Source organism: Pseudomonas sp. SJZ077 (genome assembly GCF_007993905.1).
Taxonomy (GTDB): Bacteria; Pseudomonadota; Gammaproteobacteria; order Pseudomonadales; family Pseudomonadaceae; genus Aquipseudomonas; species Aquipseudomonas mandelii.
The window spans coordinates 113315-130531 of the sequence record NZ_VIUJ01000006.1; the positions used below are offsets into that span (position 1 = coordinate 113315).

14 protein-coding genes are annotated in these 17217 nt (G+C 58.3%); 9 read left to right on the forward strand and 5 right to left on the reverse strand.

All coding sequences use genetic code 11. From position 1 onward, the window contains the following. The first annotated feature begins 12 nt into the window (after positions 1 to 12). The 4 genes from FBY01_RS11785 (at position 13) to polX (ending at position 4165) form a co-directional block, all read left to right on the forward strand. On the forward strand, positions 13 to 1131 hold the full coding sequence (locus tag FBY01_RS11785; protein WP_145307743.1) for a dihydrolipoamide acetyltransferase family protein: 1119 nt from the start codon (positions 13 to 15) through the stop codon (positions 1129 to 1131). A gap of 11 nt (positions 1132 to 1142) precedes the next feature. Next, entirely contained in the window at positions 1143 to 1421 is a 279-nt protein-coding gene (locus FBY01_RS11790; RefSeq protein ID WP_010460623.1) for an acyl carrier protein, read from the forward strand. A 161-nt stretch (positions 1422 to 1582) separates the two neighbouring features. Beyond that, complete coding sequence (locus FBY01_RS11795; RefSeq protein ID WP_145307741.1) at positions 1583 to 2143, forward strand: nitroreductase; 561 nt, start codon at positions 1583 to 1585, stop codon at positions 2141 to 2143. A 201-nt stretch (positions 2144 to 2344) separates the two neighbouring features. After that, a complete protein-coding gene (gene polX, locus FBY01_RS11800) occupies positions 2345 to 4165 on the forward strand; it encodes a DNA polymerase/3'-5' exonuclease PolX (RefSeq protein WP_145307739.1) in 1821 nt (606 codons plus the stop codon). 135 nt (positions 4166 to 4300) lie between these two features. Here polX and FBY01_RS11805 read toward each other — a convergent pair whose 3' ends face one another. Then, complete coding sequence (locus FBY01_RS11805; protein ID WP_145307737.1) at positions 4301 to 5536, reverse strand: acetate/propionate family kinase; 1236 nt, start codon at positions 5534 to 5536, stop codon at positions 4301 to 4303. Then, on the reverse strand, positions 5533 to 6960 hold the full coding sequence (locus FBY01_RS11810) for a bifunctional enoyl-CoA hydratase/phosphate acetyltransferase (protein ID WP_145307735.1): 1428 nt from the start codon (positions 6958 to 6960) through the stop codon (positions 5533 to 5535). The genes FBY01_RS11805 and FBY01_RS11810 overlap by 4 nt, the downstream gene beginning before the upstream one ends. Positions 6961 to 7257: 297 nt before the next feature. Here FBY01_RS11810 and ppsA point away from each other — a divergent pair, with 297 nt between their 5' ends. Both ppsA and glgP read left to right on the forward strand, forming a co-directional pair. After that, positions 7258 to 9684 (forward strand): phosphoenolpyruvate synthase, encoded by a 2427-nt coding sequence (gene ppsA, locus FBY01_RS11815; protein WP_145307873.1) that lies wholly within the window; start codon positions 7258 to 7260, stop codon positions 9682 to 9684. 65 nt (positions 9685 to 9749) lie between these two features. Next, positions 9750 to 12251 carry an alpha-glucan family phosphorylase gene (gene glgP / locus FBY01_RS11820; RefSeq protein WP_145307733.1) on the forward strand — a complete coding sequence of 834 codons (2502 nt, stop codon included), beginning with the start codon at positions 9750 to 9752 and terminating at the stop codon, positions 12249 to 12251. Positions 12252 to 12386: 135 nt separating this feature from the next. Here glgP and FBY01_RS11825 read toward each other — a convergent pair whose 3' ends face one another. Genes FBY01_RS11825 through FBY01_RS11835 form a run of 3 tightly spaced genes read right to left on the reverse strand, consistent with a single transcriptional unit; the run spans position 12387 to position 14558 of the window. Then, positions 12387 to 12935 (reverse strand): flavin reductase family protein, encoded by a 549-nt coding sequence (locus FBY01_RS11825; protein WP_256664410.1) that lies wholly within the window; start codon positions 12933 to 12935, stop codon positions 12387 to 12389. A 52-nt stretch (positions 12936 to 12987) separates the two neighbouring features. Continuing rightward, on the reverse strand, positions 12988 to 13953 hold the full coding sequence (locus FBY01_RS11830) for a ribose-phosphate pyrophosphokinase (protein ID WP_083376665.1): 966 nt from the start codon (positions 13951 to 13953) through the stop codon (positions 12988 to 12990). Between the two features lie 38 nt (positions 13954 to 13991). Next, positions 13992 to 14558, reverse strand: coding sequence for a phosphoribosyltransferase family protein (locus tag FBY01_RS11835; protein WP_145307729.1), 567 nt, complete (start codon positions 14556 to 14558; stop codon positions 13992 to 13994). Positions 14559 to 14905: 347 nt separating this feature from the next. Here FBY01_RS11835 and FBY01_RS11840 point away from each other — a divergent pair, with 347 nt between their 5' ends. The 3 genes from FBY01_RS11840 to FBY01_RS11850 are packed head-to-tail and all read left to right on the forward strand — an operon-like array spanning position 14906 to position 17204. Then, a complete protein-coding gene (locus FBY01_RS11840) occupies positions 14906 to 15790 on the forward strand; it encodes a universal stress protein (RefSeq protein WP_145307727.1) in 885 nt (294 codons plus the stop codon). Positions 15791 to 15847: 57 nt separating this feature from the next. Next, positions 15848 to 16555 carry a phosphoribosyltransferase gene (locus FBY01_RS11845; RefSeq protein WP_145307725.1) on the forward strand — a complete coding sequence of 236 codons (708 nt, stop codon included), beginning with the start codon at positions 15848 to 15850 and terminating at the stop codon, positions 16553 to 16555. Continuing rightward, positions 16548 to 17204, forward strand: coding sequence for a dienelactone hydrolase family protein (locus tag FBY01_RS11850; protein WP_083376669.1), 657 nt, complete (start codon positions 16548 to 16550; stop codon positions 17202 to 17204). The genes FBY01_RS11845 and FBY01_RS11850 overlap by 8 nt, the downstream gene beginning before the upstream one ends. Positions 17205 to 17217: the final 13 nt, after the last annotated feature.

Consider the following 17217-nt stretch of genomic DNA (forward strand, 5'->3'; position numbering starts at 1 on the left):
GGAAGGTAAACGATGATCGAATTCAAATTGCCCTCTCTGGGGGCTGATATGGATGAAGGCACGTTGCTGGAGTGGAAAGTCCACCCGGGCGATGCGGTCAAGCCGGGCCAGGTGATTGCCGTCGTCGATACCGCCAAGGCCGCCATCGATGTCGAGTGCTGGCATGAGGGCACGGTGTCGCAACTGCTGATCGATATCGGCGCCAAAGTCCCGGTCGGTACCACCATCGCCTGGTTGTTGGAACCGGGCGAAGATCCGCACAGTGCGCGACGAACAACGACGGCGGCGCCGCTGCTGATCGAAGAGCAGGCATCGTCCGGCAGACGCCCGCGGATATCTCCCGCGGCGCGCAAGCGTGCTGCCGAGCTAGGCGTCAGCACCGCTGATGTGAAAGGCCATGGTCCACAGGGAGTCGTTACCCTGGAGGACATCGAGGCCGCCGCTCATGTGGCGCACCCGCCGGACCCCGACCAGGCCATGCGGCACGCCATTGCGGCGGCCATGACTCGTTCAAAACGCGAGATTCCCCATTACTACCTCAGCGAAACCATCGCCCTGGATAAAGCCATGGCCTGGCTGCAGGCACACAATGCGCAAAGCACCCTTCAAGAGCGCCTGCTGCCCAGCGTCTTGCTGCTCAAAGCAGTGGCGCTGGCCTTGCGCGACTATCCGCAGCTCAACGGTTTCTGGCTGGATAACGCCTTCAAGCCCGCACTCGATACCGACCTTGGGGTGGCAATCACCTTGCGCCAGGGTGGCCTGGTCGCCCCGGTGCTGCATCATGTGGCGGACACATCATTGACTCATTTGATGAGTGAACTGGCCAGCCTGGTCGAGCGCGCCCGCAGCGGATCCCTGCGCAGCTCCGAGCTGGGAGGCGCCGGCATGACGGTCACTCAACTCGGCGATCAGGGCGTGGACAGCGTATTGGGGGTGATCTATCCGCCCCAGGTTGCCTTGGTCGGTTTCGGTCGTATCAGTGAGCGGCCCTGGGTGAAAGAGGGCCAGCTGTGTGTCATGCCCACTGTCATTAGCAGTTTGTCCGCCGATCATCGAGTCAGCGACGGTCATTACGGCGCACGTTTTCTGGGCGAAGTTCGTCGTTTGCTGCAGACGCCAGAGGCGCTTTGAGGAGAGGGCACATGAACCCGCAAATGATCCGCGATGAAGTATTGAAAGCCTTGAAAGGCATTGCCCCGGAACTTGAAATCGAGCAGTTGCGATCTGATCGGTCACTGCGCGAAGAGGTTGATCTGGATTCCATGGATTGGCTTCGTGTCATCGAGGCTCTGAATCGGAGCCTGGGCATTGCAATTCCTGAAAGCGATTACCAACACGTGGACACCCTGGACAAGCTCATCGCCTATCTGGGGCAAAAGGCGAAATCCGGCGAAGCCGAGCCTTCGATCCGCAAGGGGTGAAGGTACCGGGCAGTAGCGCCGTCGCGCATTGTTTGCCACTCAAACGGTGAGCCGATCGAATCGTCGGTTGCCACCGGTTCCGCCCTGATCTGATTTAAATCAGCAGCAGGTCTGCGTGAGTGGACGACTTTATGAAATGACCTACCTTGAGGTATGCACTCATGAACATCGACAAGGCAATCTCCGGCCGGCGCTCCACGCGTGAATACACGACAGAAGCCGTTGATGAAAATGTCATTCGTCGTTTGATCAATGCCGCTGCCCAGGCGCCCAGCGCGGTCAACCAACAACCGTGGACGTTCACGGTGATCCGAGACCAAGCAGTGCTGGATCGGATCTCGCGAGAAGCAAAGGCCTACATGCTCAAGACGATGCCCGCTGGCCCCCATTCCGCGCACTTCCATTCGTTACTCAATGACGAAAACTTTCACATCTTCTACCACGCGCCAGTACTCATCCTTATTTCGGGGAACGCGCCAAGTCAGTGGATCGTCGAAGACTGCGCATTGGCCGCCGAAAACCTGATGCTCGCCGCGTACGCTGACGGGCTGGGTACCTGCTGGATCGGTTTCGCCCAACGTTTTCTTGATACGCCGCAGGGGAAGCATGCACTGGGCCTTCCTGCCGAGTGGACGCCAGTGGCGCCCATTATCGTTGGCCATCCGAAATCGGCGCCTGCACCGGTCTCGCACAAGGCGCCGGAGATTCGCTGGGTCGGCTGATCGCAAAACACGCACAGCATGTGCCTCACCGGCATTTAGCGCTGAACTCGGCTACCGTGGCGAGCTTGCATATTGCCGCTTTCGTAAAATCGTCACTGCTTGAGGAATCGCGCGGGAAAAAGCCCGACCTGTTAGTCAAGGACGTGCAATTCGAATCAACGCTCAAACGCGCGTTCTTCATTTCACTGGACGGGCACTGCCATGAAGCTCACCGCCGTACCGCCTCAGGAACCGTTACCAGACTGGCTATCGGCCTCGCTCAAGGACAGGCGGCTGATTGGCAATGATCAAATTGCCGAGGTTTTTGACGAAATCGCTGATCTGCTGGAAATCGATGACGCCAACCCCTTTCGGATCCGGGCCTACCGTAATGCGGCGCGCACCTTGAGGGCGTTGACCTTCGAACTCGCAGAGATCATCGCGCGTGGCGAACCACTGCCCAAACTGACCGGTATTGGAGTTGATCTGGCAGGCAAGATCAACGAAATCGTTACCACTGGAAATTGCGCTTTGCGCCAGCGGTTGCGTTCGACATTGCCGCCCGGATTGGTTGAACTGTTGTCCATCGCCGGATTGGGCCCCAAACGCGTCAGGCACCTGTATCACGATCTGGGGATCGAAACCGCGCAGCAGTTATGCGAGGCTGCTCGACAGGGGCGCATTCGCCATCTGCCCGGTTTCGGCGAAAAGATGGAAACGCGGCTGTTGAGTGCCGCGCAGAAGGGGATAGGAATCGATCGCCGTTTGCCGCTGGCGTTTGTCGAGCCCGTGGCGCACCGTCTGATCGAATACTTGCAGCAGCTTGCGGGTATCGAGGAAGCGACGGTGGCCGGAAGCCTGCGTCGCATGCGCGACACTGTCGGTGATATCGACCTCCTCGTGGCCGCAGCGCCTTCTGTGAATGTCACGGCACACTTGCTCAAGCACCCGGAGATTTCCACCGTGTTGGTTAAAGGGCGCACGCGTGCCAGCGTCGTGCTGGGCTCAGGCCTGCAAGTGGATATGCGCATTGTAAAGCCGGCGCAATTTGGCGCCGCTCTGGTGTATTTCACTGGCAGCAAGGCGCATAACATCGCGATTCGCCAGAGGGCCCGGAAGCTGGGGCTCAAACTCAACGAATATGGGGTGTTCAAGGCCGAAGAATGCGTGGCCCGTGCCACCGAGGTGGCGGTTTATCAGGCCTTGGGGTTGGTCTGGATCACGCCGGAACTGCGCGAAGATCGCGGTGAAGTCGAGGCGGCACTGACAGGTCGTTTACCGAGGCTGATTGAGTTGAGCGACCTCAAAGGTGACTTGCATGCTCATACCCGTGACTCGGATGGAGGCAATAGCCTGGAAGAGATGGCATTTGCGGCGCAGCACGCCGGACTGGAATACCTGGCGATTACCGACCACTCCCGGTCCCTCAGGGTGGCCCATGGCCTGGACATTGATCGATTGTTGAAGCAAATCGACCAGATCGATGCGCTCAACGCCCGCTTGCAGGGCATGACCTTGCTCAAGGGCGTTGAGGTCGACATTCTCGAAGACGGTCGCCTGGATCTGCCAGATGACATTCTGGGGCGCCTGGACCTGGTGGTGGGCGCCGTCCACAGTCATTTCGGCTTGACGCTGCATCAACAAACCCAACGCCTGCTCAGGGCCATGGATCATCGCTACTTCAGCGTACTGGCACATCCCCTATGTCGGTTGATCAATGAACGCGCGCCCCTGAACATGGACCTGCCTGCAATCATCAAGGCAGCCTCAGAGCGTGGTTGCTGCCTGGAACTCAACTCGCAGCCCCAGCGCATGGATCTGTTTGACCTTCAGTGCCAATACGCCAAGGATCAAGGCGTGCTCATCAGCATCAATTCGGACGCCCATCGCGCCGCGGATTTTTCCTATTTGCGCTACGGCGTCGCTCAGGCGCGTCGAGCCTGGCTGGAAAAACACGATGTGCTCAATACCCGTTCGCTGACCTCACTCAAGGAGTTTTTACGCGATGGCGGTGGCGGTCGACCTCAAAGCGCACAAAACTGATGTCAGGCCGTTGAGCGCCTTGTTGTCCGGGGCAGCCCCACGATCGGCACCTCATTTGAGCTCAAACGATCACCGTCGGCGGGTTGACCGGGGTGCCGGTGCTTTACAGCACTTGTCGGCGAGCCATCGAATCCTTCAGGGGATTAGGCGCGGGGCGGATCGACCTTGCTGATTGGCTGGCTCTGTCAGGCGCAGGGCATCGAGCGCCGTGACCCATTCTTCGTTGGTGGCTTCGACCACCACCTTGACTCGGCTGGCCGGGGTCGAGATCACTGAGGTATTGGCCCGGTTCGCCGTTTCGTTCAGTTCGACGCCCAGATACTGCAGGCCAGCGCACATACGAGAGCGAATTGCCGCGTTGTGTTCGCCAATACCTGCCGTGAACACCAGCATGTCCAGACCACCCAGTGCCGCGACAAGGGCACCGGCTTCGTGGATGAACCGGCGCAGGTACAACGCAAGGGCCATGGCCGCGCGAGGCTCAGTGGCTTCGACTTTGAGCAATTCGCGCGGGTCGCTGGAAATGCCGGAAACTCCCAGCAGGCCAGACTCGTGATACAGAATATGGCTGACCCGCTCCAGGCTCAGCTTCCAGATCTCCATCAGGAAAATCACCGCGCCAGGGTCCAGCGCCCCGCAGCGGGAGCCCATCATCAAACCGTCCAGCGCTGAGAAACCCATGGTGGTGGCGACGCTTTTCAAGTCCCGCATACCGCACAGGCTGGCACCGCTGCCCAGGTGCGCGACCAGCGTTCGGCCGCGCGCCTGATCGCCATAGCGTTCGGCGAGCGCAATGGATTGATAGCAATAGGACAGTCCGTGAAACCCGTAACGGCGCAAGCCGCTTTCCCAGGCCGACCAAGGCAGCGGCAGGATTTTCTCCACGTCTGGCAGGGTCTGGTGGAAGGCGGTATCGAAACACACCACTTGTGGCAGGTCGGGGTGGGTTTGCAGCAGCGTTTCGATGGCCTCCAGTGCGAAGGGCTGATGCAGAGGGGCTAGCGGGATGTAGCTTTTAAGGTCGGCCAGCACCTGCGTGTCGATCAATACCGGTTTGGAGTATTTAATCCCTCCATGCACGACGCGGTGGGCGATGGCCCTGATCGAACGGCCTACCAGTTGAGTTCGCAACCGCTCACGAATATACCCAAGGGCATCGTGATAAGGATGTTTTGCATCGAGGGTCAGTGGCTGATCGTCGCCGCCGTTTTCGCTGACCACCGAGTTTGGCCCCGTGATGCCGTCGACCTTTGCGCGCCACAGTGGTGTGCGAGCCAAAGGGCTGCAGGTGGCGTCGAACAAGGCGAACTTGATGCTCGACGACCCCGCATTGAGGACCAGGATCACTTCACCGTTATCCGTGTCGTTCATGGCGGGGTGACCCGATAGTGATGGGCGACCAGCGCGGCGATGGCACAGGACGCGATGCGCGATTCGACGGAGTCGGCGCGGCTGGTCAGGACAATCGGCACTTTGGCGCCAAGCACGATACCCGCGCTGGAGGCACCGCCCAGGTATTCCAGTTGCTTGACGAGCATATTGCCGCTTTCCAGATCAGGCACGACGAGAATGTCGGCTTTACCGGAAACAGCTGAGTGAATGCCCTTGATACGCGCCGCCGCCAGGGAGATGGCGTTGTCGAACGCCAGCGGCCCGTCAAGGACCGCGCCAGTGATCTGGCCGCGATCAGCCATTTTGCACAGCGCTGCGGCATCAAGGGTGGCGGGCATGTTGGCATTCACCGTTTCCACGGCAGCGAGAATCGCCACGTGGGGATTACTGACGCCGAGGATATGTGCCAGATCGATGGCGTTACGCACGATGTCCACTTTGTCGACCAACGCCGGCGCGATATTGATCGCTGCATCGGTGATGATGAAGGGGCGCGGATAAAAAGGCGTCTGCATCACGAAGCAGTGGGTGATGCGCCGCTTGGTACGCAGTAGCGCCGACGACGGCACCACGGCGGACATCAATTCGTCGGTGTGAAGGCTACCTTTCATCAACGCTTCGACTAGACCATCACGGGCCATTTGCGCACCGCGCAGGGCGGCAGCATGGCTGTGGGGCACGTATTCAATGGTGAGACCGCAAAGGTCGTGGCCGCCCTTGGCCGCCAAGGCTTCGAGTTTGGCTCTTGGGCCAATCAGGACCGGGTCGATCAACCCTGCATCGCGGGCATCAAGGGCCGCCTCGAAACTCACCTCGTCGCAAGGATGTACCACCGCAACGCGGATCGGTTCCAGCGTCTGGCAGGCTTGCAACAAACGATTCAGACCGTCGGCGCTGTGGCGCAGCTCTATGCCCGGCAGGCTGGCTCGATGCACATCGATATGCTCGCCGGCCGCGTGGACCAGGGATTCACCTTCCAGCACGACCACGCCTTCCTGATTGATGCCGGTACAGGCCAGCGTGAGCAGATGCCGCGCTACGTCGCGAGCAGTAACCGTCACCGAGACCGTCAGTGTGTCACCGATGCGTACCGGGGCAAGGAACTTGAGGGTTTGCCCCAAGGGCACCGAACCGGGCCCTGGCAACTGCGTACCAATCAACGCCGAAATCAACGCTCCCCCCCACATGCCATGGGCGAAAACAGTGTTGAAGTGGGTGGTGGCGGCAAATTCCGGATCGACGTACAGCGGGTTCACATCGCCCGAGACCAGTGCGAACAGCTGAATGTCTTGAGCTGTCAGGGTGCGCTCCAGAGAGGCGGACTCGCCGATGACGATTTCCTCGAACGATCGATTATGCAGTCGCTCCAGATCGTCGGCGTTTACAGGAACAGAACGGGTCATGGGTTTGATCCTGAATAGGATGGCGGACGGCTCGGCTACATCATTCAACGCTCAATCGGCGCAGGTGACCAGAGCTGGCAGCCATTGCAGACGGTGAGGTCTTGGTAGCGGCGGTACTTCTCGTCCAGCTACGCCCTCTGCATACATCAAAAAGCGGGCTGATACTCCCGGCTATTGCTGCTCAAAGGGCGCTCATTGATCTAAATCAACACACGCAGACGGCATCAAGCCATAAAGCTCTATATCAAGTAGAAGCGGCCGACAAAGTCTCCCCCCATCAAATGGAGAAATATCGTGATGCATTCACATATCCGCTGGTTCAAAGAGCTGGGTATCAACGATGTATCGCTGGTCGGTGGCAAGAACGCCTCGCTGGGTGAGATGTACCAGAACCTCACGACTGAGGGTGTATGCATCCCCAACGGTTTTGCCATCACCGTTGAGGCGTATCGTTATGTGCTTGATCACAATGGCGCCTGGCAGCCTCTGCATACGGCACTTGACGGACTCGACCCCGACAACATCAAGGATTTGCAGGCGCGGGGGAAAAAGGCGAGGGCGATCGTATATGGCTGTTCATTGCCGGAAGATCTAAAGACGGCGATTTTGCAAAGTTATGCCCAACTCAAACAGGAATACGGCGAAAACATTTCATTGGCGGTACGTTCCTCGGCGACCGCTGAAGATTCGCCGCAGGCCTCATTTGCCGGGCAGAACGATACCTATCTCAACATCGCCACTGACGATGATCTGCTCGATGCCTACAAACGTTGCTTGGCGTCCAACTTTACCGACCGCTCCATCCACTACAAATACGACAATGGCTTTGATTACTACAAGGTCTATCTCGCCGTCGTGGTTATGAAGATGGTGCGTAGCGATATAGGGGCCAGTGGCGTGATGTTTTCGCTGGACACGGAAACAGGCTTCAGGGATGTCGTCTTCATCAATGCCGCGCAGGGGCTCGGCGAGAATGTCGTGCAGGGCACGATAGACCCCGACAGTTTCTATGTGCACAAACCCAGCTTTCTGCAGGGTTATCGTGCTGTCTTGAAGCGCAGCCTGGGTAGCAAAGCGAAGAAGATGATTTTTGCCGGCGAGCTCAATACCGGCAATATCGCGGTGGAATACACCAAGAATATTGACACGCCCGGCGAAGAACGAACCCGCTTCTGCATCTCTGATGCGGATGTGATGGTGCTGGCTGACTATGCCATCAAGGTTGAAAACCACTATTCGGGCAAAGCCGGTTTTTACAAGCCCATGGATATGGAATGGGCCAAAGATGGCATCGATGGCCGGTTATATATAGTGCAGGCGCGACCGGAAACGGTGGAGTCGCAAAAGAAAGGCAGCGTGCTTGAGATTTACCATCTCAAGCAAAGATCGACAGTGCTGCTTAAGGGCAGGGCGGTCGGCACCAGAATTGGCGCCGGCAAGGCGCGTGTCATCAACGATGCCAAGCATCTGAGTGATTTCCAACCGGGCGAGGTGCTGGTCTCAGATACCACGGCACCCGACTGGGAACCTGTCATGAAAACTGCCGCGGCTATCGTGACGAGCAGGGGCGGACGTACTTGTCACGCCGCCATCGTCTCGCGTGAACTGGGCATTCCCGCCATCGTGGGAACCGCAAACGCGGCAGACAAAATAGAAACCGGCACACCGATCACCATTAGCTGCGCCGAAGGCGAAACCGGAAATGTCTATGAAGGCATTCTGGGTTTTGACATTCAGCACACCGATCTCAGCGAGCTGGGACATCCAAAAACAAAGATTATGATGAACCTGGGCAATCCTGATCAGGCCTTTAGTCTTGCCTCGCTACCGGTGGATGGCATTGGTCTGGCGCGTATGGAATTCATTATTAATGAATACATCAAGGTGCATCCGATGGCGCTCGTACACCCGGAAAAGGTGGATGACGCAACACGTGAAAAAATCGCGGCCTTGAGCATTGCTTACAATGATCCTGCAGATTTTTTCGTCAAGACCTTGGCCGAAGGCGTGGCCACAATTGCGGCGGCGGTGTATCCAAAACCCTGCGTAGTGCGCATGAGCGACTTCAAAAGCAACGAATACGCGACCCTGCTGGGCGGTCAGTATTTCGAGCCGGAAGAAGACAACCCAATGATCGGTTTTCGTGGGGCGTCCCGTTATACCCATAGTGCCTATGCCGAAGGTTTTGCGCTGGAATGCGCGGCAATGAAGCGGGTGCGCGACGAGATAGGCCTGACTAACGTCAAGTTGATGATCCCTTTTTGCCGCAGAGTGGAGGAGGGCGAAAAGGTATTGGCAGCGATGGCCAGCCATGGCCTCAAGCGCGGAGAAAACGGACTGGAGGTCTACGTCATGTGCGAGATCCCCAACAACGTCATCCTGATCGACGCCTTCGCCAAACTGTTCGACGGATTCTCCATCGGCTCCAATGACCTGACCCAGTTGACCCTCGGCGTTGATCGCGATTCGGAAATCGTCGCCTTCGATTTCGATGAACGCGATCCGGGAGTGAAACAGATGATTCGCCTGGCGGTGGAGGGAGCAAAACGTAACGGCCGCCACTCCGGTATTTGCGGACAGGCGCCGTCTGACTATCCCGAGATGGCTGAATTTCTGGTGGAAATTGGCATCGACTCGATAAGCCTCAATCCGGATGCAGTGCTCGCCACGACCCGGCATGTTCTGGCGGTGGAAAAGCGCCTGTCACTTAATCGCACACCGTAAAACCGTTGCCTCATGGCACGCCTGATCAAGATCCGCAAAACTGCCGATTACATTGAGGTGTCGACGTGTATGCCTTCTTGCCACGTGAGTTGCCAGAGCAACTCTGCGCACTGACCGACCTCGCGCTTAACCTGCGCTGGACCTGGAATCATGCACTCGACGACCTGTGGAAATCGATTGACCCAGAACTTTGGGTGCGTACCCATAATCCGTGGATGATTCTGCAGAATGCTTCGCAGCAGCGTCTTGACGAACTCTGCCGAGATCCTGACTTCTCGCAGAAACTGGCGCACGCCATCGCAGAGCATCGGCGTTATCTCGACGACTCAGGCTGGTATGCACAGCAGCAAGGGGCCAGGGATTCGGCGCGGATCGCCTATTTCAGCATGGAGTACGGTTTGAGTGAGGCCTTTCCGCTCTACGCCGGCGGACTCGGTGTGCTTGCAGGAGATTACCTGAAGACGGCGAGCGACATGGGCGTTCCGATACTTGGGGTGGGTTTGCTCTATCAGGAAGGCTATTTTCGGCAATACATCGACGCGGGAGGAAGGCAGCATGAGGCCTATCCTTACAACGACGCCACCAGCCTGCCGATTCAGCCAACGATCGGAAATGACGGCGCATGGCTGAAAATCGTGCTGCAACTTCCCGGTCGCACTTTGTATTTGCGTATATGGCAGGCCATTGTCGGACGTACGCGCCTGTATCTGCTGGACAGTAACGATCTGCGCAATGGGCCCGCCGACCGCGGTATCACCTCTAAGTTGTATGGCGGCGGCTCGGAAATGCGTTTGCTCCAGGAAGTGGTGCTCGGCATTGGTGGCTGGGCGGTACTCGACGCACTGGGTATCGACGTTGACGTGTGCCACCTTAACGAAGGTCACGCCGCACTGCTTGTGCTGGAACGTGCCCGTCGTTTTATGCACAAGATGGGAACATCGTTCTGGGAGGCATGGTGGGCAACGCGTGCAGGTAACGTATTCACAACGCATACGCCAGTGGCTGTGGGTTTCGACTTATTTCCACCCTCGCTCATTTACAAGTACGCGCGTGAGTATCTCGAAGACTGTCGCATTTCATTGCGCGAGCTGCTTGCGTTAGGCCGGCGTGATCCGGCGGACGACGATGAGCCGTTCAACATGGCTTTTCTGGCATTGCGTGGGTGCGCCCAGTGCAATGCCGTGAGTCGTTTGCATGGCGAGGTCAGCCGTCAATTGTTCAGTGATCTTTATCCACGCTGGCCGCTTCAAGAGATACCTGTAGGGCACATTACCAACGGCGTCCATGTGCCATCCTGGGATTCGGTGTGGTCCGATCACCTATGGACTAGCACCTGTGGCAAGGAACGTTGGCTCGGCACGGTGGAGTCTCTCTCAGGGACGGTCTCCAACAGTGATGACAGGGCCTTGTGGACGATGGCCGCCGAGCAACGCCGCGATCTGGTGCATTACACGCGTCACCGTTTGGCATGGCATCTTGGACAGCGTGGCGAGTCACCTCAGCGGGTCGAAGAAGCCGCGCAGGTGCTCGATCCCAATTGCCTTACGCTCGGCTTCGCGCGGCGATTCACCGACTATAAGCGACCGAATTTGTTGCTGCATGACCCGGAGCGCCTGAGCCGCCTGCTAACCGATGAGCATCGACCGGTCCAACTGATCATCGCCGGTAAAGCCCATCCCAGTGACGAGCAGGGCAAGCAGCTGATCCAGGCATGGATGGAGTTTGTTCATCGTCCAAATCTGCGAAGGCATGTCGTGTTCCTGGAGGATTACGACATTGAACAGGCCCAACATCTGGTGCAAGGCGTCGATGTCTGGATCAATACACCGCGACGACCATGGGAAGCCTGTGGCACCAGTGGGATGAAGGTTCTGGTCAATGGCGGACTTAACGTGTCCCAACTGGACGGTTGGTGGGCGGAGGCGTACCAGCCCACCTGCGGTTGGGCAATCGGCGACGACGCCCCCAGCGACGATGTAGTCGACGCCGAGTGCTTGTACCGCCTGCTCGAAGAAGAAGTAGTGCCCACCTTTTACACACGCGACACGCAGGGAATTCCACGAGACTGGGTGCAACGCATGCGCGCCAGCATGTCGCAACTGGGGCCGCAATTCAGTAGCAATCGCATGCTGCTCGAATACCTGGGTTGTTGTTACCAACCGGCGATCCAGGCGTTCCGACGCCGTAGCAAGGATAAGGCTGAACTCGCACGTGGGCTTTATGCCTGGCACAAGGCGGTTGCCTTGGGATGGGACAACATACATTTCGGCACGGTCGATGCGAAACACGACGGCGAGTGGCTGTACATCAGCGTGCCGGTCTATCTGGGGGAGATCGCACCGGAGTGGGTAAGGGTGGAACTCTATGCCGCCCCGTGCGATGGACACCCGGCAGAATGCCTGCCGATGAACGCTGTCGGCCCCATACCCGGCGCCATCCAAGGCTATATCTTTTCCATCTCGGTCGCTGCCACGCGGCCCGTGGATGGCTACACCCCACGGGTACGCGCCTGGCACTCAGACGCCTTTCTGCCAGCGGAAAATGCACTTATTGCGTGGCAGCGTTGACGCTGGCTCGCCTTCACTTGACAGGTCTCAACGTATTACCCGGAAGGCTTTTATTAACGCTCGGGAACGCACCAGGTCAGTGACTCGTCGAGGACTGTTCATTGCCTACTAAGTGGACGCCGGTGGCGCCCATTATCATTGACTAACCACCTGGACACCCTCTGGTAGCTTCGACTGCATCATTTCTCTTCTATCCAGTTTGCGTCCGTCCACGACAAAGAAACCATCACCCACCGAATGAAGGGTTCGTGTCTCTTGGCGTGACTCGTCGATGTAGGCGGCGAGGCCTTCGAGGACAACAATATTGTGTTTCTCGATGATATCGACAACCTTGCATTCGATATTGGCCAGGCATTCCTTAATCAAGGGTGACCTGACATGTTTGCCTTTCACGGGCGTCAATCCGAAGGTTGCAAACTTGTCTGTGTCGGCACCAGAACAGGTTCCCACACCAATAACGCAATCGATCAAATCGACGGTGGGGATTGAAATGACGCACTCCTTGGTTTTCAGAAGCGCGGCGTACGAATAGTTCCAGGGCCCGGTGGTGATGGCAAAAATCGGCGTGAAGCCCATCACCATGGTCCACGAGATGGTCATGATGTTGTTCTTGCGGCCATCATTTGTGGTGACGAAGACCACCGGGCCTGGCTCCATCAGTGTGAATGCTGTGTTGATTTTCATCTTTTTCAACGTCAGGCACTCCCCATTGTCTTTGATCGGCCTCTTCATCTGCTCAAACGGTATCGAATGCTCCACTTTCAGCCAGCAAGGTGGCTATCAGGGCGGTGCTGTCGATTACGTGCACGTGCTGCGTCACGCACTCGGGGGACAGGCGAAATGGAGGCACGCTGTCAGAGATCGCAATGTGCTCGAAAAGCGGCTTGTCGAACAGATGGCTGCCCGCCGTGAACAAACCATGGGTCGCCGCGGCAAACAATCGGCTGGCTCCACCCTTTTGACAGGCAAGGCCCGCATGCTTCAGCGTTTCACCGGTACTGATCAGATCGTCGAAAACAATGGCTGTCTTACCCGATACGTCGCCCACCAACAGGGCGCCTGTCAGCGTCGCGTGAGCACGGTGCTTTTCCATCAGCGCACTGCCCACTGAGCGTCCCAGATGTCGTTCGAGGGCCTGACGAAACTGTTCGGCGCGCTTGGCACCACCGGAATCCGGGGACACCGCCACCACGTCGGCGTCGCCGACGAACCTGGCGAAATGCTCGGCGAATAATTCTGTGCACTGCACGTTCCACGTCGGAATGCGAAAGGCATTGTCGAACGCGGCCGGATTATGCACCTCCAGGGCAACCAGACGATCAACGTGGCAGGCTTCAATCATGGCCGCCAGGTAGCGGGTGATCGTGGGGTCTTGAGGTTGGCTGCGACGATCTTTGCGTCCATAACAGAGGTAGGGTGTTACGACCTGCACATGGCGAGCGCCGGCATCCTTGAGTGCTCCGCAAAAGAACAACAGGCGACACAACTTATCGTTAGCGCTCTGCCGGTCATCTCCATACAAAGCATGGAACACCACGACCTCGCGACCGTTAACCGACGCCAGCGGTCGGCATTTATGTTCGCCATCTTCATAGTCGCGCTCTTCATGCAGGGCCAGTTGGCAGCCAAGCCGCTGCGCGACGCGTGTTGCATAGTGCTCACTGCCTTGCAGGGCAAAAAGAAGCGGGCGGTCGGTGAGCATGCATTGGCTCCTTTGAGGCTTATCGAACAGTTGCGCCGTCATCGGACAGCACCATGCCGCAACACTTCAATGCAGAACTCCATTTCGTAGGGCGGGACGTTGCATTCGACGATGTCATGGGCGGCAACTTGCAGGTGCACGCCGACAATGTCGGCACGGATCGGTTGCTGGCAAACATGCCGGTCAACCAATACCGCAGTGTAGACCCGACGAGCGCCCAGCTGCGCCAAATAGGCACAGGTGCGCAGAAGGGAGTGGCCTTCAAAAAGCACATCGTCGACAACAAGCAGGGTGGTATTGGCAAGGTCCAGCTCGCCCAGAAGTGGGTTCTCAGTCAATTCCGTGTGTGTATGCAGGACCTTGAGGTCATCGGCATAACGCTTGACCTTCAGGGGGTAAAGCGGCAGTTCTGGCTGGCCGGTCTGACGCGAAAGATGCTGCTGTAAGCGCTGTGCCAGCGGCTCGCCGCGACGCTGGATGCCAATCAGTGCCGATTGAGCGGGCGGCAACAATATCGCCGCTTGGCGCGCCATCGCCTGCAGCACACCATCGAGTTCATCGCTGTCGTACAAGCGCAACCGCTGACTCACAAGTTGGGTCGACATTGCCGTCTCCTGTCGAAAGCCGGTGCGGTGGAGGCATCACACCATCAAGGAACCGGCAAGCATCAAAGTCCTGAGCACAGCAAACATGCCGTCCCATTTTGCCAACGTAATCCTGCTCGGCCCGGCCCTGTTGATATTGATCAAGTACGGTGAAATGAAAGCCCGATCCATGACCCGCATTGGTCCAATGAACGGCGTTACGCGGGGATTTGATATAAATCAACGCCAGGGCGACATCAACAGAGGACGCTGAATCAACGCGGGTGCCTGATCCGGCGCAGGCGTTACGACTAGTCTCAGCAATGGGGCAGCGATGGACGTCGAGTCCCCCTGTATGGAGTCAGATCATGAGCCAATATCAACGCTTGTTACTCATCATCAACCCGGCCCTGCGCCATTCCCCAGCGATAAACCATGCGGCCGCTCTGGCCAAGGCCAGCGGCGCGGGCTTGCATATTGCTGCGCTTGTAAAGCCGTTGGAGATACTGTCACTGCTTGACGAAGGCGTGCAGGAAAAAGCCCGGGAAAGCTACCTTCAGGACCATCGCGACTGGCTGAAAAACCAGGCAACCAATCTCAACGCGCTGGGGCTCAAAGTGACGACAGAGGTGATGTGGGCCGACGACATGAAGCAAGACATTCTTGATCACGTCACGGAAATGCAGCCCGACCTGCTGATCAAAGAAGTGCAGCACGAATCAGCGCTCAAACGCGCGTTCTTCACCCCGCTGGATTGGCATTTGTTGCGCCACTGCCCGATACCGGTCTATCTGGTGGGCGGCGGTGGTCATGCCTTGCCGCGCAAGGTCGTGGCGGCGGTTGACGCGTCGGATACGGCGCCTGCGGACAGCGAGCTGAACGAGCGGATCATTCAGCAAGCCACCAATCTGGCGTTGCAGTGCGATGCCGAGCTGCACCTGCTGTATGCCTGCGATCTTTCAGGGGTCTATCTGGCAGACATGGGGGGGCTGGCGCTTCCAGACATCACCAAAGAGTTGCGCACCACCGAGGAACAATCGTTCAGCAAATTGGCCGGTCGGTACGGCGTCCCCTCTGACCGTCGGCATTTTGTTCTCGGACATCCGGTCGCGGCGTTGAGCGATTTTGCCAACGAGCAGCAGGTGGATGTGATCGTGATGGGCCGAGTCCAGTACCACGGCCTGGAGAAGCTGCTGGGCAGCACGACCGAACATATTCTGTACCAGGTGCCTTGCAGTGTTCTGGCGGTCTAGCCGGACAAGGCCATGGTGTAACGAAACGACAGGCGTCATCGCCTGAGGAGGTTTTTCATGAGTCAAAGCCCCTCATTACAAACCACATTGGAGGACCGGGCAGAAGCCGGTCGACGTCTGGTGGAACCGTTGCTCAAATACGCCCATCGACCCGATGTCATCGTCCTCGCCTTGCCCCGTGGCGGCGTTCCGGTCGCCTATGAAGTGGTCAAGTCCCTGGACGTGCGCCTGGACCTGATGCTGGTGCGCAAACTGGGCGTGCCGTCCAACCCCGAGTTCGCCATGGGCGCCATCGCCAGTGGCGGTATCCAGATCCGAAATGAAGAAGCGCTGCGGGCTCACCCGATTTCCCCGGCCGCATTCGACGCCGTGGTCGCGCGTGAAACACGGGAATTGCAGCGGCGGGAGCACCTGTACCGGGGCGCCCGGCCACCCTTGCAGCTCAAGGGGCAGGTGGTGATTCTGGTGGATGACGGCCTGGCGACGGGCGCCTCGATGATGGCGGCGATCCGCGCGGTGCGTATGCAGGCACCTGCTCGTATCGTCGTTGCCGTACCGGTTGCGCCGCGGGAAACGGTGGACACGCTGAGCTTCGAAGTCGATGAGGTGATCTGCCCACTCATACCTGAATGGATGATGTCGATCGGGTATTGGTACTTGAGTTTCCCCCAGACCTCGGACGAAGAAGTCATTGATTTGTTGCAACGGGCCTGGCAGCGAGAAGCCGCCACGGATTCCGCCTCGCGGGAACCTTTCGATGATTAAGCCTCAATCTCGACAGCTGGAATTGCGAGAGGTTGAGTTATCGGCCGATCTGCGTCTGCCGCTGCAGACTGACGGTCTGGTGATCTTCGTGCACGGTAGCGGCAGTGGCCGTCTGAGCCCACGCAATCAGTTTGTCGCAGAGTCCTTGGCCAAGCGGGGGCTGGCGTCGCTGCTGTTCGACCTGCTCACGGAGCCAGAGCAACGCCTGGACAACCTCACCGGGGAGCTGCGTTTCGATATTGCCTTGCTCGCCAGGCGACTGGTGGACGTCATCGACTGGGTCGGTCGGGACGTGGAGTTGCACTCGCTGCGAATCGGTCTGTTCGGCGCAAGCACCGGTGCTGCGGCGGCGTTGTTGGCGGCGGCCGTGCGCCCGGAGGTGGTGCATGCGGTGGTCAGCCGCGGAGGGCGCACCGACCTGGCGGGGGCTGCATTGTCGCAGGTGAGGGCACCCACCTTGCAGATCGTAGGCGCCCAGGACCCGGTGGTGCTCGAACTGAATGATCAAAGCAGTCAGGCCTTGCGGTGTGAGCAGCAGCTGGAAATTGTGGCGGGCGCGACCCATCTTTTCGAAGAACCTGGAGCCCTTGAAGAAGTCGCCAGACTCGCTGGCGACTGGTTCGAGAAGTATTTGCACGACCCCGCCTGACAACGCCTGATCG